The sequence below is a fragment of the Camelimonas sp. ID_303_24 genome (assembly GCF_053543495.1).
The window spans coordinates 102539-121602 of record NZ_JBLLJM010000002.1 but is presented as its reverse complement, the minus strand read 5'-3'; the positions used below and the strand labels follow the sequence as shown (position 1 = coordinate 121602).

Genomic DNA, 19064 nt, shown 5'->3' with positions numbered 1-19064 from the left:
CAATTAACGGTAGGGCGCGTCCATCGCGATGTTGCGCGCAATTTCACGCTCCCACCGGTCGCCGTTATCGAGGAGCTTCTGCTTGTCGTAGTAGAGCTCCTCGCGCGTCTCGACCGCGAATTCATAATTCGGACCCTCGACGATGGCGTCGACCGGGCAGGCCTCCTGGCACATGCCGCAATAGATGCACTTCACCATGTCGATGTCGTAACGGGTGGTGCGGCGCGTGCCGTCGTTGCGACGCGGCCCGGCCTCGATGGTGATGGCCTGGGCCGGGCAGATGGCTTCGCACAGCTTGCAGGCGATGCACCGCTCCTCACCGTTCGGATAACGGCGCAACGCGTGTTCACCGCGGAAACGCGGCGACAACTGGCCCTTCTCGAAGGGATAGTTGAGGGTCGCCTTGGGCCGGAAGAAATAGCGCATCGACAGCGCGAACGCCGACACGAACTCCTTCAGAAACAACGACGACACCGCCTGGCCGATCGCCATGATCTTACTCCGTCAACGCTGCGCGAACCGGAAACCAGCCCCGCGCAACCAGCTTACGCCAGCAGCCTGCCCCTTGACCGGAACGGGCCGCCTGGAGCGCTTTCCTGCAAGGCCGGCATTGCCAGGCCTCCCCGAAAGCACATTCATTCAAAGGCCCCTGCTGACCGCCACGCCAAGCGCGAAACCGGCAAGCGGCAGGACCACAAGGGAGGACCAGACCATCCGGCGGATCGTCGCCAGGCGCTTCTGGAACTCCGGTTCATCGGGAGACGGACCTTCCGCCTCCGTCTCCTGGTCGATCGCCCGGCGGATCAGCGCCCGGGCGACCAGAATTTGCACAACCGCCATCGTCAGGCCGATGGCGGCGCCGGCGATGGCCGCCGGCGTCAGCAGCTGCATCATGCGCCCGGAGCGAACCCGGTGAAGTGCAGGAAGAACGCCACCAGAACCACCATGAACAGCGAAATCGGCAGGAACACCTTCCAGCCCAGACGCATCAGCTGGTCGTAGCGGTAACGGGGAACCATCGCCTTGGCCATCGCGATCAGGAAGAAGAAGAACGACAGCTTGAGGATAAACCAGACAACGCCCGGCACCCAGGTGAACGGCGGCAGATCAACCGGCGCGGACCATCCGCCCATGAACAGGATGGCGCCCATGGCGCACATGGTCAGGATGGCGATGTACTCGCCCAGCATGAACAGCAGGTACGGCGTGGACGAATATTCAACCATGAAGCCGGCCACCAGCTCGGACTCGGCCTCGGCCAGATCGAAGGGCGGACGGTTGGTTTCCGCGAGGGTCGAGATCAGGAAGACCACGAACATCGGGAACAGCGGAATGATGTACCAGTTCAGGAAGGTGAGCTGCGGCACGCCCAGCAGTGAAGCCAGACCGCGCGTCTGCTGCGCCTCGACAATGCCCGACAGGTTCAGCGTGCCGGCGCAGAGCAGCACCGTGACAATGACGAAGCCGATCGAGACTTCGTAGCTGACCATCTGCGCCGTGGCGCGCAGGGCCGACAGGAACGGATACTTCGAGTTCGACGCCCAGCCGGCCATGATGGTGCCGTAGACCATCAGCGACGAGATCGCCAGGATGAACAGGACGCCGACGTTGATGTCCGCAACCACCCAGCCGGCGTTCACAGGCACCACGGCCCAGGCCGACAGCGCCAGCACGCCAGTGATCAGCGGCGCCAGCAGGAACAGGCCCTTGTTGGAGCCCGCCGGTATCACCGGCTCCTTCAGCACGAACTTCAGCAGGTCGGCGAATGATTGCAACAGGCCGAATGCGCCCACCACGTTGGGGCCGCGACGCAGCTGCACCGCAGCCCAGATCTTGCGGTCAGCGAGCAGGTAATAGGCTGTGAACAGCAGCAGCGCCACCAGCAGCACAACGCTCTGCAAGGCGATGAGCAGGACGTGCAGGAGACCATCCCAGAAAGACATCACGGCTCCCCTTACTCAGCAGCCTGGGCGACGGCGCCGCGCGCCAGCGCTGAACATTCGGCCATGACGGCCGAGGCGCGGGCGATCGGATTGGTCAGATAGAAATCAGTGATCGGGCTGGCGAACGGCGCCGGTCCCATCTGGGCAATGGCCGCGGCGATAGCCGGCAGGTCCAGCGCGCCCACGGCAATCTGGTTGCGATCAGCCATGTGCGGAACCTCGGCCTCAAGCGCCGCGCGCAACGCGCCGAGATTGTCATAGCCAAGGCGATGCCCCAGCGCGTCTGACAAAGCGCGGATGATCGCCCAGTCCTCGCGGGCGTCGCCCGGCGGGAACGAGGCCCGGTCAGCCACCTGCACCCTGCCCTCCGTGTTGAGGTAAGTGCCGGACTTCTCCGGATAAGCCGCGCCCGGCAGGATGACGTCGGCGCGGTGCGCGCCATTGTCGCCGTGGCTGCCCTGGTAGATGACGAAGGCGCCTGGCGCCACTTCGATCTCGTCGGCGCCGAGCAGGTAAACCACGTCGAGCGCACCGGCTTCCGCCATCTGCCGCGCCGTCAATCCGCCCTCGCCCGGGAAGAAGCCCACGTCGAGCGCGCCAACGCGCGCCGCCGCCGTGTGCAGGATGCTGAGACCGTTCCAGTCCTCGCCAACAGCGCCGACGTCAACCGCCAGTCGCGTGGCGGCAGCCAGCACGGCCGCGCCGTCGGCGCGCGCCAGGGCGCCCTGGCCGATGATGATGAGCGGCCGCTGCGCCTGGCGCAGCACCTCGACGAATCCGTGCGCGCCATTGGCCAGATCGACCAGCGTCTGGGCTCCGGCGCCAAGCTGCTCGGCCCGGTAGGTCAGATCCATCGCCTCGCCAACGTAGGCGACCGGCAGATTGCCAGCCAGCCAGCGCTTGCGGATACGGGCATTAATCACCGGAGCTTCGCGACGCGGATTGGAGCCAATCAGCAGGACGGCGTCCGCGTCCTCAATGCCCGCAATCGTAGCGTTGAACAGATAGCTGCTGCGGCCAAAGGCCGGATCGAGCTGGGCGCCATCCTGGCGACAGTCAAGGTTCGGCGAACCCAGCGCCTGCATCAACTGACGCAGGGCGAAGATCTCCTCCACGGCATTCAGGTCGCCGGCGATCGCGCCAATACGCGCTGGCTGCGTCGCCTTCACCTTCGCTGCGATCAGCGCGAAAGCCTCGCTCCACGACGCCGGGCGCAGACGGCCGTTCTCACGGACGTAAGGCCGGTCCAGCCGCTGGGTCTTGAGACCGTCCCAGATGAAGCGGCTCTTGTCCGAAATCCACTCCTGGTTCACGTCTTCATTGACGATCGGCAGGATGCGCATCACCTCACGACCACGCGTATCGACGCGGATGGCCGAACCAGCCGCGTCCATCACATCGACGGATTCGGTCTTGATCAGTTCCCACGGGCGGGCCTTGAAAGCGTACGGCTTCGACGTCAGCGCGCCGACCGGGCACAGGTCGATGACATTGCCCTGCAGCTCCGAACCCATCGCGTGTTCAAGATAGGTAGTGATCTCCATGTCCTCGCCGCGGCCAATGGCGCCCAGGTCGCCAACGCCCGCCACCTCATTGGTGAAGCGCACGCAGCGGGTGCAATGGATGCAGCGGTTCATGGAAGTGCGAACCAGCGGGCCGATGTACTTGTCTTCCACGGCGCGCTTGTTTTCATGGAAACGGCTGGAGTCCACGCCATAAGCCATGGCCTGGTCCTGCAGGTCGCACTCGCCGCCCTGGTCGCAAATCGGGCAGTCCAGCGGGTGGTTGACCAGCAGGAACTCCATCACGCCCTCGCGGGCCTTCTTGACCATCGGCGATTTGGTGAAGACCACCGGCGGCTCGCCGTTGGGCCCCGGACGCAGGTCGCGCACGCCCATGGCGCAGGAAGCCACCGGCTTCGGCGGACCGCCCTGCACCTCAACGAGGCACATGCGGCAGTTGCCGGCGATGGACAGCCGCTCGTGATAGCAGAAGCGCGGGATCTCGGCGCCAGCGGCCTCACAGGCCTGGAGTATGGTGTACTCCGGCGGGACCTCGATCTCTTTTCCGTCGACAATCAGCTTCGGCATGGCTTCCTTCCGTCTCAGGCGACGTTGGGCCGTGGGAGCGCTCCGGGTTGCCGGGATTGCGCCCTGATCTTTTTGGTTCCGCGATTTCCCTTGGCAGAGCCTGCCTTCGGGATATCGCCTGGATGATTGCGCCGGCCAGCAGGTCGGCGCGAAATGTTCAGCCCGTTACTCCGCGGCCACCGGAACCGGATCGATATGCGGGTTGGCCGCATACTGGTCGATGCGCTTCTCGATTTCCGGGCGGAAATGACGGATGAGCCCCTGGATCGGCCAGGCCGCAGCGTCGCCGAGGGCGCAGATGGTGTGGCCTTCGATCTGCTTGGTCACGTCCAGCAGCATGTCGATCTCGCGCTTCTGGGCGCGGCCTTCGGCCATGCGATTGATGACGCGCCACATCCAGCCCGTGCCCTCGCGGCACGGCGTGCACTGGCCGCAGCTCTCATGCTTGAAGAAGTAGGACAGACGGGCGATGGCGCGGATCACGTCGGTCGACTTGTCCATCACCAGCACGCCGGCGGTGCCGAAGCTGGAGGTGGCGGCGCGGCAACCGTCGAAGTCCATGATCAGGTCTTCGCACAGATGCGCGGGAATGATCGGGCACGAGGCGCCGCCAGGAATGATGCCCAGCAGATTGTCCCAGCCGCCGCGCACGCCGCCGCCGTGACGCTCGATCAGCTCACGGAAGGGAATGCCCATCGACTCCTCCACCACGCAGGGCGTGCCGACGTGGCCGGAGATGCCGAACAGCTTGGTGCCGACGTTGTTGGGGCGGCCAATGCCGTTGAACCAGTCGGCGCCGCGACGCAGGATCGTGCCGGCGACGGCGATCGACTCCACGTTGTTCACCGTGGTGGGGCAGCCGTAGAGCCCCATGTTGGCCGGGAACGGCGGCTTCAGCCGCGGCATGCCCTTCTTGCCCTCAAGGCTCTCCAGCAGCGCGGTTTCCTCGCCGCAGATGTAGGCGCCGGCGCCGTGATGCACATAAAAATCAAACGGATAGCCGTTGATGTTATTCTGGCCGATGAGCCGCGCCGCATAGGCTTCATCAACAGCGCGTTGCAGCGCCTCACGCTCGGCGATGAACTCGCCGCGAATGTAGATGTAGGCCGCGTGGGCGCCCATGGCGAAGGAGGCGATCATCGCGCCTTCGATCAGCAGATGCGGATCGTGACGCAGGATCTCGCGGTCCTTGCAGGTGCCAGGCTCGGACTCGTCGCCGTTGATGACCAGATAATGCGGACGGTCGCCCGTCTGCTTCGGCATGAACGACCATTTCAGGCCCGTCGGGAAACCCGCGCCGCCACGGCCGCGCAGGTTGGACTTTTTCATCTCGTCGATGATCCAGTCGCGTCCCTGTTCCAGCAGGAATTTGGTGCCGTCCCACGCGCCGCGGCGCTGGGCGGCCTGAAGGCTCGCCGGCTGCAGGCCGTAGACGTTGGTGAAGATGCGATCCTTGTCCGACAGCATGGCCTCAGTCCTTCTGCGCGAACCTGGCGCGCCAGGCGCCGACGACCGAGCCGTCATACAGCGACGGATCCGTCAGGGAGGTCAGCTTGCCGCCGGCCGGCTCCGCCGCGTGACGGCCCTGCTGCGGACCCGGCTTCACCGGACGGCCCGCGGCAAGATCCTTCAACAGGTTGATGAGGATCTCCGGCGTCAGATCTTCGTAATAATCGTCGTTGATCTGCACCATCGGCGCGTTGCAGCAGGCGCCAAGGCACTCAACTTCGAGCCAGGAGAAATTGCCGTCGGCGGAAACCGTGCGCTCCGGCCCGACGAAACCGCGCAGGGCCTCGCGCAGATCATAGGCGCCGCAGACCATGCAGTGCGTGGTGCCGCACAGCTGGACGAAGAAACGCCCAACCGGCTCCAGCGCGAACATGGTGTAGAAGGTGGCGATCTCGAGCACGCGAATGTAGTTCATGCCGAGAATGCCGGCGACGTGCTCAATGGCGCGCTGCGGCAGCCAGCCGCCGGCCTGCGCCTGGGCCCGCCACAACAGCGGAATCACGGCGGAAGCCTGCCGGCCCTCCGGGTATTTGGCGATCTGTTGGCTCGCCCACGCGGCGTTCTCCGGCGTGAAGACGAATTCTGCCGGCTGTACTTCGGGCGGGGCCAGACGACGTACGCTCATGACTTACGCAAATCCCTTGCTGACGCCAGCAACCTGGCTTTCAGGACGCGGGCCGGTCACCGGTCCACCTCGCCAAACACGATGTCGATCGAACCCAAGATCGCCGAGACGTCGGCCAGCATGTAGCCGCGCGACAGGTGATCCATGGCCGCCAGATGGGCGAAGCCCGGGGCCCTGATCTTGCAGCGGTACGGCATGTTGCCGCCATCCGCCACGAGATAGACGCCGAACTCGCCCTTGGGAGCTTCGACCGCAGCGTACACCTCGCCCGCCGGGACGTGATAACCCTCGGTGTACAGCTTGAAATGATGGATCAGCGCTTCCATCGACCGCTTCATGTCGCCACGCTTCGGCGGCGTCACCTTGTGGTCCTGGGTCAGCACCGGCCCCTGCCCGTCCGGCGCGCGCAGCTTGTCGACGCACTGGCGCATGATGCGGACGGACTGCACCATCTCTTCCATGCGCACGCAGTAGCGGTCGAAGCAGTCGCCGTGCTTGCCAACGGGGATGTCGAAATCCATCTCCTCGTAGCACTCGTAGGGCTGCGCCTTGCGCAGGTCCCACTCGGCGCCGGCGGCGCGCACCAGCACGCCGGAGAAGCCATGCGCCCAGCACTCATCCAGCGTGGTGGGCGAGATGTCGACAGTGCGCTGCTTGAAAATGCGGTTGCCGGTGACCAGACGGTTGAGATCGTCAATGGTTTTCAGGAACGGATCGCAGAACGCCTCGATATCGTCGATCAGATCTGGCGGCAGGTCCTGATGCACGCCGCCGACGCGGAAGTAATTGGCGTGCATGCGCGCGCCGCAGGCCCGCTCGTAGAAGATCATCAGCTTTTCGCGCTCTTCAAAGCCCCATAGCGGCGGCGTGAGCGCGCCAACGTCCATCGCGAAGGTGGTGACGTTGAGCAGATGCGACAGGATGCGGCCGATTTCCGAATAGAGCACCCGGATCAACTGGCCGCGCCGGGGAACCTCAATGCCCAGCAGCTTCTCCACCGCGAGGGCGAAGGCGTGCTCCTGGTTCATCGGCGCCACATAATCGAGGCGGTCGAAATAGGGCGTTGCCTGGGCGTAGGTCTTGTATTCAATCAGCTTTTCGGTGCCACGGTGCAGCAGGCCGATATGCGGGTCGGCGCGCTCGACCACCTCGCCGTCAAGCTCCAGCACCATGCGCAGCACGCCGTGGGCTGCCGGATGCTGGGGGCCGAAGTTGATCGAAAAATTGCGGAGCTGATGTTCGCTCATGGCGTCTTCCCCGAATCCTTCTGCCCTGAAGCCTTCTCGTCACCCGGCAGGACGTAATCCACGCCCTCCCACGGCGACAGGAAGTCGAAACGGCGAAACTCCTGGCGCAGGGCTACCGGCTCGTAGACCACGCGCTTCTGCGCATCGTCGTAACGCACCTCGACGAAGCCGCTGAGCGGAAAATCCTTGCGCAGCGGATGCCCCTCGAAACCATAGTCGGTCAGCAGGCGGCGCAAATCCGGGTGTCCGGAGAAGACCACGCCATACATGTCCCAGGTTTCGCGCTCATACCAGTTGGCGGCGGGAAACACATCGACCAGCGACGGAACCGGCGTCTGAGCATCGGACTGGACAGCGAGGCGGACCCGCGCATTCAGGGTCGGCGACAGCAGGTGATACACCACGTCGAAGCGCTTCTCGCGCTCCGGATAATCCACGCCGCATATGTCGATCAGGCAAACGAAGCGCAGGCCGTCCGCATCGCGCAGCTTCAGCGCCACGTCGGCGATGCGGGTCACATCCACGTCAAGCGTCAGCTCGCCGAACGCTGTGCGGGCCGATACGCCGTCGCTGCCGGTCAGCTGAAGAATCCGCGCGCCGAGAGCCTCGGGATCGCCTCCCGCCTGGCCCCCGACTGTCTGATTGAGGCTTGCCTCTGCCATCATCCGTCCAATCACACCTGCAACCGGTTACGACCGGAGACTGAAGCCGCCTCCCGCCGCGTTGCCGGGCCGGGGCTCAGCCACCGGCCGTGGTCGTAAGTTCAGCGCTCGATCGTGCCCGTACGGCGGATCTTCTTCTGCAACAGCAGGATGCCGTACAGAAGCGCCTCGGCCGTGGGCGGGCAGCCCGGCACGTAAATGTCGACCGGCACAACCCGATCGCAGCCACGCACCACAGAATAGGAGTAATGATAATAGCCGCCGCCGTTGGCGCACGACCCCATGGAAATGACGTAACGCGGCTCCGGCATCTGGTCGTAGACCTTGCGCAGCGCCGGGGCCATCTTGTTGCACAGGGTGCCGGCCACGATCATCACGTCCGACTGGCGCGGGCTGGCGCGGGGAGCAAAGCCGAAACGCTCAACGTCGTAACGCGGCATCGACGCCTGCATCATCTCCACGGCGCAACAGGCCAGACCAAAGGTCATCCACATCAGCGAGCCGGTCCGGGCCCACTGGATCAGCTCGTCAGTGGAGGTGACGAGGAAACCCTTGTCGGCCAGCTCGTCATTGATGCCGGTAAAGAACGGATCATTGGAGCCGACCGGCTTGCCAGTCGCCGGATCAATGATTCCACGCGGAGCCGGCGCGATCGCCGGGGTGGAGTCGCCAATCAATCCCATTCGAGGGCTCCCTTGCGCCATTCATAGACGAAACCGACCGTCAGCACCGCAAGAAACGTCATCATCGACCAGAAACCGAACGTACCCACCTCCTTGAAGCCGATGGCCCAGGGGAACAGGTAAGCGACCTCAAGGTCAAAGATGATGAAGAGAATGGCGACGAGATAGAAGCGGATGTCGAACTTCATGCGGGCGTCGTCGAACGCGTTAAAACCGCACTCATACGCCGACAGCTTTTCCGGATCAGGGTTCCGGAAGGCCACCAGGAACGGCGCGACAAGCAGCGCCAGTCCAATGACAAGCGAGACGCCTATGAACACCACGAGGGGAAGATAGTCGTTCAGCAAGCTGTGCATTCTGCACCCAATCCTTCGCGGCCGCCTGCGCCGCTCACGCGTCGCTTTCACCCGGCAGATTCCGCTGCGACCCGCTCCCTGAAAAGGGGCCGTCAATGGCCCGCACCTTGGAACAGTTCGTAGCTGCGAGGGCAGGCTTAACCCAGGGGCCAGAGCCGTGCAAGCCTCGCCTTGAAAAGTTCGTATTGTTGCAAATGCAACATAAACGGGACCTTTCTGCCGGCTTCCCCTTCCTGCGATGGGCTCATTCCGGCAATTGCCTGCGAGAATTGTCTCAACGCCATGCAACTCAGGGCATTCCCCTGGCGCAGGACAATCCCTGTTCTGGCCTGCGCCCCTCCAGCCCTCGCGCCCCAGCCAGCCCCGAACCTGCCCGCAGCCCTGACCCCGCCGCAGCCCAATGCCGCATGCATGCCTGCCTCATAATGTCAGCGCCGGCATGCAACCGGATCATCCCCTCCCGTCACGCTTGAGTCGCCCCTGCCGGAACGAACTGCGCAGCGGCCATGATAGCGCCCCGCCTGCTTCAGATATCGAACCGTGAAACACCCCTCACATCTCCAGGCCTGAGCGGAACACAGCCGACGCCGCGAGGCGCCGCCATGGACCGCCTCCGCATCATGCAGGCGGCAACCGCGTTGTCCCAGTCCTTGCCCTGCCCCTGCCCCCTGCCCTTGCCCCGTCACGCAGCTACGGCCCCGCCGGACGCCATCACGAAACGCCCTGGCTCCGGCCACGAACGCATTGCCTTCGATGCCGGCGACTTTCCGCCAGCCCGAAACTTGCGGTCGAAGCCGATTCAGCGCCCACCGGTGAGCGCCCGGATGTTTCCAGACGCGCGCGCCCTGCCTGTGACCCGAACGCGCGACCCTGGCCTGGGAACAGCTATCCCGGCGGTAAATACATGGGGCGCCCCACATTCATCCTTCTATCCACAGCAGCCGGCGCAGATTGCGGCCAATGCTCGCTTGACACCGCAAGGGGCGAACCTTAAACCCCGCATCACCGGCGGCCAAGACGCCTGTTCGGGGGTGTAGCTCAGTTGGTTAGAGCGCCGGCCTGTCACGCCGGAGGTCGCGGGTTCGAGTCCCGTCACTCTCGCCACTTTCCTTTAGGGGATGGTGGAAGGATTTGGCGCCAGTATCTGGATCAGGAGCTCAGGCTCTGTGGGGTTCAGTGTCCCGGGTTTGGGGGTGTAGCTCAGTTGGTTAGAGCGCCGGCCTGTCACGCCGGAGGTCGCGGGTTCGAGTCCCGTCACTCTCGCCACCCAGACACGGTTGATACAAAGCGCGGCCTGGCCGCGCTTTTTTATTGGCGGAACGCCAATCTGGCTCGAACGTCTGATGGCTTGCGGGCAGATCAAGCAGCAACGACCGCCTGACGGCATCCGGAAGACCCCTGCGAAAGAACTGGCGTTTCCAAAAGCCTGATGGCGCCGCCGGCCAACTATCATCCACCCGGAACGATTGAATATACGTCTGTACGGAGCGCGTCTCGCGGACCCCGGCGATGCCTGGGCGCAGCGCCGCAGACAAAGCCGCCGGCAATTGCCGGAACGTCGGCGCTCGCCAGCGTGGCAGTCCAGCCTGTCTGAAGATGATCTGAAGAAGCAGCAGGCATGCCCAACCTGGCAGGCGCGACGCGTCTGGTGGGCGGTGACGGGCTCGAACCGCCGACCCTCTCGGTGTAAACGAGATGCTCTACCAACTGAGCTAACCGCCCTGACGCAGCCGCCATCCGGAATAGCCGGGGATCCGGGGCAGCGCCTGCCCCTGTATCATCAGGTTCAGGCCGACGCGCGATGGCGCACGGGCCAGACGCCAGACCACAGAAGCAACTGGAGCCTGCTCTACAGCATGGCGACGCCGAACGCCAGTCCATCCGTCGTCTGATTACCCCCAACAGACAGCCCCGCTCCGGCGCCTGTTGACAATCCCACCCCGTGTCTCGCCGACACCATGTCTCGCCCGCCCTTCCCCCTGCCGCGGATCCCTCGCCGGCCGTGGCGCGCATTGCCCTTGCCCGGGCCCGTCGCCCGCCAATCGCATGGCCCCGCCAGCGCCGCGCAATCGCAGCAGAACACGCGATTCGCAAGCCAGTGGGCGGGGAGCTCCCCATGGGCCAGTGACGCCGCACAAGCGCCGCGCCGCCAGGCGGAGGCGCACAAGGCGCAAGGCCCGCCGCCCGGCTTGACGTCGACCGCGATCGATCCCTTCCGCCGGAGAGATCCGGTCCAGGGCAAACCCGCTCAGGGGACAAACCTGTCCCGGGGGATCCGGGCGGCCGGTCCAGCCGGGCTGCCGAAGATACGGATCACGCCCGGGCGCCCCCCTCCATGCGGCGTGCAAATACAAGAAAGCCCGGGTCCTTCGACCCGGGCTCCCCGAACGCATGCAATCCAGGCGACCCGCGTCGCCTCCGCCATGCCGGCTGAAGCGACGGCGCTGGTCGGCGCGGGAAGACCGCCTTACTTCCCGTTGACGGAATCCTTGAGGCCCTGGCCAGCCTTGAACTTGGGAGCCTTGGAAGCAGGAACATTGATGGTCTCGCCCGTGCGGGGGTTCCGCGCGGTGCCGGCGGCGCGGTCAGCCACCGAGAAGGTGCCGAAGCCAACAAGCTTGACCTCATCGCCCTTCTTGAGGGCGTCCGTGATGGCGGCGAACACAGCCTCAACGGCCTCGCCCGCCTGAGCGCGGCTCAGGTCGGCCTGATCAGCGACGGCAGCAACAAGATCGCCTTTGTTCATCAATCGTCCTCCAGATGCGAATGACGCTCCTCAGCGCGCATTCGTCGGGTTCAATACTCCAGCCTGCCATGTCGGTTACAAGAAACCTGGCCCATAGCCCAGCTCGTGTTACGGTGAAAACCCACAGCTCTCACCGTCCCATCTTTTGGTTTTGCCTGATAAGCCCCGAAGCGCAAGGCCCTGGCGGAGAGAAATCACGGCAATAAAACAAATTTTTCCGTTTCGTGAAGAAAAAAGGCCCCGGCGGCGCGCCGGGGCCTCTCATGATGATTGCTGATCAGTGAGCGATCACGCCGCCCGACTCACCTTCAACCCGCGGCGGAGCTACCGGCTCATCGCCAGGCGGGGTCCACTCGATGGCTTCGAGCTTGCGAACCAGCGCATGCTCCAGCACCTGGCCCATGCGCGACACCGGGATGATCTCCAGCCCGTTCTTCACGCTGTCCGGAATCTCCGTCAGATCCTTGACGTTGTCCTCCGGAATGAGAACCGTGCGGATACCGCCGCGCAGGGCGGCCAGCAGCTTCTCCTTCAGGCCGCCGATCGGCAGAACCCGGCCGCGCAGCGTCACCTCGCCGGTCATGGCCACGTCCCTGCGGACCGGCACCCCGGTCATCACCGAAACGATGGCCGTCGCCATGGCGATGCCGGCGGACGGGCCGTCCTTGGGCGTCGCGCCCTCCGGAACGTGCACGTGGATGTCACGCGCATCGAACAGCGGCGGCTTGATGCCCATCGACACCGACCGCGCCCGCACATAGGAGGCGGCCGCCGAGATCGACTCCTTCATGACGTCGCGCAGATTGCCCGTCACCGTCATCTTGCCCTTGCCAGGCATCATGACGCCCTCGATGGTCAGCAATTCGCCGCCCACCTCGGTCCAGGCCAGCCCCGTCACCACGCCAACCTGGTCCTCCGCCTCGATCTCGCCGTAGCGATACTTCGGCGCGCCGAGGAAGCTTTCCAGCGTCGCGGTCGTCACCTCCACCGTCTCCGCCTTGCCGAGCACGATCTCCTTCACCGCCTTGCGGATCAGGTTCGAAATCTCGCGCTCGAGGTTACGCACGCCCGATTCCCGGGTGTAGCGGCGCACCAGCAGCAGCAGGGCATCGTCGGTGATCGTCCATTCCTTCTCCGACAGGCCGTGCTTGACGACAGCCTCCGGGATCAGGTGGCGACGGGCGATCTCCGTCTTTTCCTCTTCCGTATAGCCGGCGAGCCGGATGGTCTCCATACGGTCGAGCAACGGACCAGGAATGTTCAGCGTGTTGGCGGTGGTCACGAACATCACGCTGGAGAGGTCGTAATCGACTTCCAGATAATGGTCGTTGAACGCCTTGTTCTGTTCAGGGTCCAGCACCTCAAGCAGTGCGGCGGACGGATCACCCCGATAGTCCTGACCCATCTTGTCGATCTCATCGAGCAGGATGAGCGGATTGGAGGTCTTCGCCTTCCGCATCGCCTGGATAATCTTGCCAGGCATGGAGCCGATATAGGTCCTCCGGTGACCACGGATCTCGGCTTCGTCGCGCACGCCGCCAAGCGACACGCGGACGAACTCGCGCCCCGTCGCCCTGGCGATGGACTTGCCAAGCGAGGTCTTGCCGACGCCAGGAGGGCCAACGAGGCACAGGATCGGCCCCGACAGCTTGTTGGCGCGCTGCTGCACCGCCAGGTATTCGACGATGCGATCCTTGACCTTGTCCAGGCCGAAGTGATCGGCGTCCAGCACCTTTTGCGCCTCGCCGAGATCCTTCTTCACCCGCGAACGCTTGTTCCACGGAATGCCGAGCATCCAGTCGAGATAGTTGCGCACGACGGTGGCTTCCGCCGACATCGGCGACATCTGCCGCAGCTTCTTCAGCTCGGCCATCGCCTTGTCGCGGGCCTCGCGAGACAGCTTGGTCTGGTTGATCTTCTCTTCCAGCTCCGCCAGCTCGTCGCGACCGTCCTCGTCGCCCAGTTCCTTCTGAATGGCCTTCATCTGCTCATTCAGATAGTACTCGCGCTGGGTCTTCTCCATCTGCCGCTTGACGCGCGTGCGGATGCGCTTCTCGACCTGGAGGACCGAGATCTCGCTCTCCATCATGCCGAGAATCTTCTCGAGCCGCGCCGGGATCGAGACCGTCTCAAGCAGCGCCTGCTTGTCGGCGATCTTCACGGCCAGATGCGAGGCAACCGTGTCGGCCAGACGCGAGGGATCCTCGATCTGCGTGACGGCGGCGACCACCTCCGGCGAGACCTTCTTGTTGAGCTTCACATAGCTCTCGAATTCGGTCACGACCGAGCGGGCCAGGGCCTCGGCTTCGACCTTGTCGCCTGTCTCGTCGCCGAGCACCTCGGCGGTCGCCTCATAAAATTCGTCGGTGCGCAGATAGGAATGCACGCGCGCGCGACCAGCGCCTTCAACCAGCACCTTCACGGTGCCGTCGGGCAGCTTGAGAAGCTGCAGCACGCTGGCGATCGCGCCAATCTCGTGGATGGCAGAGGTTTCCGGATCATCGTCGGCGGCGTTCATCTGCGTGGCCAGCAGAATGTGCCGGTCAGTCTTGACCACCTCCTCCAGGGCGCGGATCGACTTCTCGCGCCCGACGAAGAGCGGGACGATCATGTGCGGGAACACGACAATGTCGCGCAGGGGCAGGACGGGATAGTCCGAAACGGTTCCCGGAGCCGCGGGCTGGCGAGGCTTCATGGTAGTCATGTGGCCCTTGTCCTTTCACTATCGTCCGCCCTCCCCCTTGGAGCGGCAGGCGGAGCGGACGGATTGCCTCCGGCGCTCAACTCCATGGGAGCATACACCGAAGGCGACGCTCGCCGCGCCTCCTGATGAGCGCGCGACAAAGACGATGAACAGAAAGTGGTTCCGGGTGACTTTTGTTTCAAGTCGGTGACAGGCCCGGAGCACAGATGATTTGAGGGTCTGGCCTGCATGTCGCGCATGACCGCCTGGCCATGGCCACGCTGATCCCATCCCCTGACGCAGAACAGGCGCCCAACGGGCGCCTGCCATGCCGGATATCTTCGTGTCTGGAGCTCAGGCCGAGGCCGTCGCGTTACTTTCAGCGCGATCGGCGTAGATGAACAGCGGCCGCGCCTTGCCCTCGACCACCTCGGGGCCAATGACGACCTGCTCGACGCCCTCAAGCCCCGGCAGTTCGTACATGGTCTCGAGCAGGATCCCCTCCAGGATGGAGCGCAGGCCGCGGGCGCCGGTCTTGCGCTCGATGGCCTTGCGGGCGATCAGCGTCAGCGCGTCCTCGTGGAAGGTCAGCTCCACATTCTCCATCTCGAACAGGCGCTGGTACTGGCGCACCAGGGCGTTCTTCGGCTCCTGGAGAATCTTCTTGAGCGCGACCTCATCAAGGTCCTCGAGGGTGGCGATCACCGGCAACCGGCCGATAAACTCGGGGATCAGGCCGAACTTCAGCAGATCCTCGGGCTCCACCTCACGGAAAATCTCGCCGGTGCGGCGATCTTCGGGCGCGTGCACGGTGGCGCCGAAGCCAATCGACGTGCCCTTGCCGCGCGCGGTGATGATGCGCTCCAGCCCGGCAAAGGCGCCGCCGCAAATGAACAGGATATTGGTCGTGTCCACCTGCAGGAACTCCTGCTGGGGATGCTTGCGACCGCCCTGCGGCGGCACGCTGGCGACCGTGCCTTCCATGATCTTCAGCAGCGCCTGCTGCACGCCTTCGCCCGACACGTCGCGGGTGATCGACGGATTGTCCGACTTGCGGGAAATCTTGTCGATCTCGTCGATGTAGACGATGCCGCGCTGGGCCCGCTCCACATTGTAGTCCGCGGCCTGCAGCAGCTTCAGGATGATGTTCTCGACGTCCTCACCCACGTAGCCGGCTTCAGTCAGCGTCGTCGCGTCGGCCATGGTGAACGGCACGTCAAGAATGCGCGCCAGCGTCTGGGCCAGCAGCGTCTTGCCCGAGCCAGTGGGGCCGACGAGCAGGATGTTGGACTTGGCCAGTTCGACGTCGTTGTTCTTCAGCGCGTGGCTGAGCCGCTTGTAATGATTGTGCACGGCGACGGAGAGCACCTTCTTCGCGTGCTCCTGGCCGATGACATAGTCTTCCAGCACCTTGCTGATCTCACGCGGCGTCGGCACGCCGTCGCGCGACTTCACCAGCGACGACTTCGATTCCTCGCGGATGATGTCCATGCACAGCTCGACGCATTCATCGCAGATGAACACCGTCGGTCCAGCGATCAGCTTGCGGACCTCATGCTGGCTTTTGCCGCAGAAAGAGCAGTAAAGCGTGCTCTTGCTTTCGCTGCCTGTGGCCTTGCTCATGGTCCGTCTCCACTGCGACCGGCCGGAATTACGCCGGCGGTCATGTCAAATCCTTGCCGGATCAGGTTGCACGACGCGCCCTGCATGGCCGCAATGACGGCCAGAGCGCGTGCGGCTGTCCGATGCGTGAGAACTGCGACCCCAAGGGCCCGCAGCGCTCCCCGCGCCTGATCCGCTGCCTGCGCATCAGGATCGAACCTGACCCGTAACAACAGGTTAACGTCGCCCGCTACCGGCGCACGACGCGAACATAAAACGTCACCCAAACATGGGGGACGCCGTCCGTCAATGCGAGCGGGGCCGTTTGTCGCGGACGCCCGCCCGTCCAGCCCGCCCGTCGCGCGCGATCAGGCCGGCAGGTCGGGGCGCTTCTCCAGCACCTGGTCGATCAGCCCGAATTCCTTCGCCTTGTCGGCGGTCATGAAATTGTCGCGCTCCAGGGCGTTTTCGATTGCCTCCAGCGATTGACCGCTATGCGTGACGTAGATCTCGTTCAGCCGGCGCTTCAGCGCCTCGATCTCGCGCGCGTGGATCAGGATGTCCGTCGCCTGGCCCTGATATCCGCCGGAAGGCTGGTGCACCATGATGCGGGCGTTCGGCAACGCGAAGCGCTGCCCCTTCTCGCCCGCCGCCATGAGCAGGGAGCCCATCGAGGCGGCCTGGCCGACCACAAGCGTCGATACCGGGCAGCGGATGAACTGCATGGTGTCATAGATCGACAGGCCGGACGTCACCACGCCGCCGGGAGAATTGATGTAGAAGGAAATTTCCTTCTTTGGATTCTCCGCTTCCAGGAACAGCAGCTGCGCCACGATCAGCGAGGCGGAATGGTCTTCCACCGGGCCGGTCAGAAAGATGATCCGTTCGCGCAGCAGACGCGAATAGATGTCGAACGCCCGCTCTCCCCGGTTGGACGTCTCGATAACCATCGGCACCAGCGTGTTGGCGTAAACGTCCAACGGATCTCTCATGTCTCATACTCCAGGCGGCCGCGCGGGGGCGGTCATTTTCGGGAGCATTTTCAGGCGAAGCCGACGCCGCGCATAAAGAAAATGCCTCAGGGCAAAGCCACAGGACGCCACACTGGTCCAGCCTGGACCAGATATCGCCCCGTGGCGGCTCCGTCGCCGCTTTCGCGAACGGAACGGCGCCAGACCAACCTGTCTGGCGAAGAAAACGCGCCGGCCGGGAATCACGTTCGCTCCGGCGCCAGAATCTGGATTGCGACTCTTCCCCGCCATTGTGGCGGAGGCAAGCCCTGTCATCGCTTTCTCATAGTCGCTTGCGGAAACGCGGGATGGGAAGGCGCTCCCCGCCTGAAACCGGCGTTCTCCGCAGTTATGCGCTGCCCACCGCCACCGCAAGGCCCCAACGCGCCCCTGCTGACGCGGCAGCGCCGGCCAGACAGCAAAAAGCGGCCAGGGGAACCCCTGGCCGCCGCAACATCAGGGCGCGGCCGCAACCGCGCAACAGGAAATCAGGCCTTGTCGCCGTCTTCCTCGTCTTCCTTGAACAGATCTTCCTTGCTGACGGTCTTGTCCACAACCTTGGCCTGACCGAGCAGGTGATCAACCACCTTCTCCTCGAAGATCGGGGCGCGCAGCTCGGCCAGCGCCTGGGGGTTCTTCTGATAGAAGTCCCACACCATCTTCTCCTGGCCGGGGAACTGGCGGGCGCGGTCAATCAGCGCGCGGGTCAGCTCGTCCTCGGAGATCTTGATCTCGGCCTTGTCGCCGATCTCGGCCAGCACCAGGCCAAGGCGCACGCGACGCTCGGCGATGCCCTTGTATTCCGCGCGGGCGGCTTCCTCGGTGGTGCCTTCGTCCTCGAAGCTGCGGCTGGCCTGGGCCATCTCGGCGGTCACGCCCTGCCACACGCCGTCGAACTCCTGCTGCACCAGGGTCGGCGGCAGCTCGAAGCTGTACAGCTTGTCGAGCGCGTCAAGCAGCTTGCGCTTCACCTTGCGGCGCGACTGCGCCTGGAAGTCAACGCCGATGCGCTCGCGCAGGGCGGTGCGCAGGGCTTCCAGATCATCCATGCCGAACGACTTGCCCAGCTCGTCATTGACCAGCGCCTCGCCGCCGGCCTCGACCGAGATGACCTTCACGTCGAATTCAGCGGTCTTGCCGGCCAGATGCGCAGCCTGGTAGTCCTCGGGGAACGTCGCGGTAACGACCTTCTCTTCGCCGGCCTTGACGCCAACGAGCTGCTCCTCGAAGCCCGGAATGAACGAGCCGGAGCCGATTTCAACCGGCACGCCGTCGCCCGAACCACCCGGGAAGGCCTCGCCGTCGATCTTGCCGACGAAGTTGATGGTGACGCGGTCGCCGTCCTCAGCCGCTTCGCCTTCGGCGCGGGCGGTGAAGGTGCGATTCTGCTTCGCCATGCGGGTCAGCGCATCGTCCAGTTCGGCGTCGGTCACCTCGGCGACCTCACGCTCCAGCTCGACGCCGGACACGTCGGCCACTTCGAAGGTCGGCAGAATTTCCAGCGCGACGGTGTAGGACAGGTCGGCCTTCGCGTCGATGACCGCGTCCACGTCCTCACGGGCTTCCGGCAGATTGACCTTCGGCTCCATGGCGAGACGCAGGTTGTTCTCGGAAACGATCTGCTGGTTGGCCTCGTTGACGGCGTTCTGCACGATGTCAACCATGACCTGGCGACCGTAGGTGCGGCGCATGTGCGTCATCGGCACCTTGCCCGGACGGAAGCCGTTGATGCGGACCTTGTCCTTCAGCTCGTTCAGCTCGTTGACAAGCCGGGTTTCGAGCTCGGAAGCGGGCACGACCACCTTGAATTCGCGCTTCAGTCCTTCGGAGTTGGTTTGGGTCGCCTGCATGTTGAAACTCTGCTGTCCTGTCGCCCGTGAATCGGATTCCGGCCTGTTGGGTTATAAA

At 64.4% G+C, this 19064-nt stretch carries 14 protein-coding genes, 3 tRNA genes and 1 pseudogene; 2 read left to right on the top strand and 16 right to left on the bottom strand.

The window, feature by feature from the left end; all coding sequences use genetic code 11:
* Positions 1–3: 3 nt before the first annotated feature.
* The 10 genes and pseudogenes from nuoI to ACERNI_RS01070 form a co-directional block, all read right to left on the bottom strand.
* Entirely contained in the window at positions 4–492 is a 489-nt protein-coding gene (gene nuoI, locus ACERNI_RS01115) for an NADH-quinone oxidoreductase subunit NuoI (RefSeq protein ID WP_448831425.1), read from the bottom strand.
* Between the two features lie 147 nt (positions 493–639).
* Positions 640–894, bottom strand: coding sequence for a hypothetical protein (locus ACERNI_RS01110; protein ID WP_448831424.1), 255 nt, complete (start codon positions 892–894; stop codon positions 640–642).
* The gene (gene nuoH / locus ACERNI_RS01105; RefSeq protein WP_448831423.1) at positions 891–1943 is read right to left on the bottom strand and encodes an NADH-quinone oxidoreductase subunit NuoH; all 1053 of its coding nucleotides are present in this window, start codon (positions 1941–1943) and stop codon (positions 891–893) included. The genes ACERNI_RS01110 and nuoH overlap by 4 nt, the downstream gene beginning before the upstream one ends.
* An 11-nt stretch (positions 1944–1954) precedes the next feature.
* Entirely contained in the window at positions 1955–4033 is a 2079-nt protein-coding gene (gene nuoG, locus ACERNI_RS01100) for an NADH-quinone oxidoreductase subunit NuoG (protein WP_448831422.1), read from the bottom strand.
* A gap of 165 nt (positions 4034–4198) precedes the next feature.
* The gene (nuoF, locus tag ACERNI_RS01095) at positions 4199–5500 is read right to left on the bottom strand and encodes an NADH-quinone oxidoreductase subunit NuoF (protein ID WP_448831421.1); all 1302 of its coding nucleotides are present in this window, start codon (positions 5498–5500) and stop codon (positions 4199–4201) included.
* Positions 5501–5507: 7 nt separating this feature from the next.
* A pseudogene (nuoE, locus tag ACERNI_RS01090) lies at positions 5508–6167 on the bottom strand (NADH-quinone oxidoreductase subunit NuoE); the annotation flags it as partial.
* 56 nt (positions 6168–6223) lie between these two features.
* Positions 6224–7414 carry an NADH-quinone oxidoreductase subunit D gene (locus ACERNI_RS01085; RefSeq protein WP_448831420.1) on the bottom strand — a complete coding sequence of 397 codons (1191 nt, stop codon included), beginning with the start codon at positions 7412–7414 and terminating at the stop codon, positions 6224–6226.
* Complete coding sequence (locus ACERNI_RS01080) at positions 7411–8076, bottom strand: NADH-quinone oxidoreductase subunit C (protein WP_448831790.1); 666 nt, start codon at positions 8074–8076, stop codon at positions 7411–7413. Before ACERNI_RS01080 ends, ACERNI_RS01085 begins: the two co-directional genes overlap by 4 nt.
* Before the next feature lie 101 nt (positions 8077–8177).
* Complete coding sequence (locus ACERNI_RS01075) at positions 8178–8759, bottom strand: NuoB/complex I 20 kDa subunit family protein (RefSeq protein WP_448831419.1); 582 nt, start codon at positions 8757–8759, stop codon at positions 8178–8180.
* Entirely contained in the window at positions 8750–9115 is a 366-nt protein-coding gene (locus ACERNI_RS01070) for an NADH-quinone oxidoreductase subunit A (RefSeq protein WP_448831418.1), read from the bottom strand. The genes ACERNI_RS01075 and ACERNI_RS01070 overlap by 10 nt, the downstream gene beginning before the upstream one ends.
* A 1027-nt stretch (positions 9116–10142) precedes the next feature.
* Here ACERNI_RS01070 and ACERNI_RS01065 point away from each other — a divergent pair.
* A tRNA-Asp gene (locus ACERNI_RS01065) sits at positions 10143–10219 on the top strand.
* Between the two features lie 85 nt (positions 10220–10304).
* Positions 10305–10381 (top strand) — tRNA-Asp (locus ACERNI_RS01060).
* Positions 10382–10761: 380 nt separating this feature from the next.
* Here ACERNI_RS01060 and ACERNI_RS01055 read toward each other — a convergent pair.
* The 6 genes from ACERNI_RS01055 to tig form a co-directional block, all read right to left on the bottom strand.
* Positions 10762–10837 (bottom strand) — tRNA-Val (locus ACERNI_RS01055).
* Between the two features lie 745 nt (positions 10838–11582).
* Positions 11583–11861: an HU family DNA-binding protein gene (locus ACERNI_RS01050; RefSeq protein WP_191318973.1), complete on the bottom strand. Its 279-nt coding sequence runs from the start codon at positions 11859–11861 to the stop codon at positions 11583–11585.
* A 277-nt stretch (positions 11862–12138) separates the two neighbouring features.
* Complete coding sequence (lon, locus tag ACERNI_RS01045; RefSeq protein ID WP_448831417.1) at positions 12139–14565, bottom strand: endopeptidase La; 2427 nt, start codon at positions 14563–14565, stop codon at positions 12139–12141.
* Between the two features lie 333 nt (positions 14566–14898).
* A complete protein-coding gene (gene clpX / locus ACERNI_RS01040) occupies positions 14899–16167 on the bottom strand; it encodes an ATP-dependent Clp protease ATP-binding subunit ClpX (RefSeq protein WP_132005628.1) in 1269 nt (422 codons plus the stop codon).
* A gap of 347 nt (positions 16168–16514) precedes the next feature.
* Positions 16515–17138 (bottom strand): ATP-dependent Clp protease proteolytic subunit, encoded by a 624-nt coding sequence (locus ACERNI_RS01035; protein ID WP_448831416.1) that lies wholly within the window; start codon positions 17136–17138, stop codon positions 16515–16517.
* Between the two features lie 506 nt (positions 17139–17644).
* Complete coding sequence (gene tig / locus ACERNI_RS01030) at positions 17645–19006, bottom strand: trigger factor (protein WP_448831415.1); 1362 nt, start codon at positions 19004–19006, stop codon at positions 17645–17647.
* Positions 19007–19064: the final 58 nt, after the last annotated feature.

What these genes read in the sequence shown, in the direction of transcription:
- nuoF (WP_448831421.1), bottom strand. Translation starts at nt 5,500, where the DNA reads ATGCTGTCGGACAAGGATCGCATCTTCACCAACGTCTACGGCCTGCAG.
- ACERNI_RS01035 (WP_448831416.1), bottom strand. Translation starts at nt 17,138, where the DNA reads ATGAGAGATCCGTTGGACGTTTACGCCAACACGCTGGTGCCGATGGTT.
- nuoG (WP_448831422.1), bottom strand. Translation starts at nt 4,033, where the DNA reads ATGCCGAAGCTGATTGTCGACGGAAAAGAGATCGAGGTCCCGCCGGAG.
- nuoH (WP_448831423.1), bottom strand. Translation starts at nt 1,943, where the DNA reads ATGTCTTTCTGGGATGGTCTCCTGCACGTCCTGCTCATCGCCTTGCAG.
- ACERNI_RS01110 (WP_448831424.1), bottom strand. Translation starts at nt 894, where the DNA reads ATGATGCAGCTGCTGACGCCGGCGGCCATCGCCGGCGCCGCCATCGGC.
- clpX (WP_132005628.1), bottom strand. Translation starts at nt 16,167, where the DNA reads ATGAGCAAGGCCACAGGCAGCGAAAGCAAGAGCACGCTTTACTGCTCT.
- tig (WP_448831415.1), bottom strand. Translation starts at nt 19,006, where the DNA reads ATGCAGGCGACCCAAACCAACTCCGAAGGACTGAAGCGCGAATTCAAG.
- ACERNI_RS01085 (WP_448831420.1), bottom strand. Translation starts at nt 7,414, where the DNA reads ATGAGCGAACATCAGCTCCGCAATTTTTCGATCAACTTCGGCCCCCAG.
- ACERNI_RS01080 (WP_448831790.1), bottom strand. Translation starts at nt 8,076, where the DNA reads ATGGCAGAGGCAAGCCTCAATCAGACAGTCGGGGGCCAGGCGGGAGGC.
- nuoI (WP_448831425.1), bottom strand. Translation starts at nt 492, where the DNA reads ATGGCGATCGGCCAGGCGGTGTCGTCGTTGTTTCTGAAGGAGTTCGTG.
- ACERNI_RS01070 (WP_448831418.1), bottom strand. Translation starts at nt 9,115, where the DNA reads ATGCACAGCTTGCTGAACGACTATCTTCCCCTCGTGGTGTTCATAGGC.
- ACERNI_RS01075 (WP_448831419.1), bottom strand. Translation starts at nt 8,759, where the DNA reads ATGGGATTGATTGGCGACTCCACCCCGGCGATCGCGCCGGCTCCGCGT.
- lon (WP_448831417.1), bottom strand. Translation starts at nt 14,565, where the DNA reads ATGACTACCATGAAGCCTCGCCAGCCCGCGGCTCCGGGAACCGTTTCG.
- ACERNI_RS01050 (WP_191318973.1), bottom strand. Translation starts at nt 11,861, where the DNA reads ATGAACAAAGGCGATCTTGTTGCTGCCGTCGCTGATCAGGCCGACCTG.